General features: G+C 68.3%; 1 protein-coding gene. It reads left to right on the top strand.

Annotated elements, in window-relative coordinates; translation table 11 throughout:
• On the top strand, positions 1–460 hold a 460-nt coding region (tyrS, locus tag MUU46_RS00100; RefSeq protein ID WP_258964444.1), incomplete at both ends, for a tyrosine--tRNA ligase.

Raw genomic sequence — 460 nt, 5'->3', positions numbered from 1 at the left:
GACCGCGACGGCCTCGCCGCGCACCTGGCCGCCGGTCCGGCAACCGCCTACCTGGGCTTCGACGCCACCGCCGACAGCCTGCACGTCGGCCACCTGCAGGGCCTGATGCTGATGCGCTGGCTACAGAAGGCCGGGCACCGTCCGTTGCTGCTGATCGGTGGCGCGACCACCCGGATCGGCGATCCGAGCTTCCGCGATTCGAGCCGGCCGATCCTCACCGAGGCGCAGATCCAGGCCAACATCGACGGCATCGCCCGGGTCTTCTCGCGCTACGTCGAACTGCACGACGACAGCCTGGTGAACAACGCCGAATGGCTGGACGGCGTCGGCTACCTGGAGTTCCTCGACCGGGTCGGCCGGCACTTCTCGATCAACCGCTTGCTGACCTTCGACGCCATCAGGCAGCGCCTGGACCGCGAGCATTCGCTGTCGTTCCTCGAGTTCGGCTACACCCTGCTGC

Origin of the sequence: Scandinavium tedordense, from assembly GCF_024764965.1 — a bacterium.
GTDB lineage: Bacteria > Pseudomonadota > Gammaproteobacteria > Enterobacterales > Enterobacteriaceae > Scandinavium > Scandinavium tedordense.
Note: the sequence above shows the minus strand (reverse complement) of the source record. Positions and strands in the feature narration are given on the sequence as shown.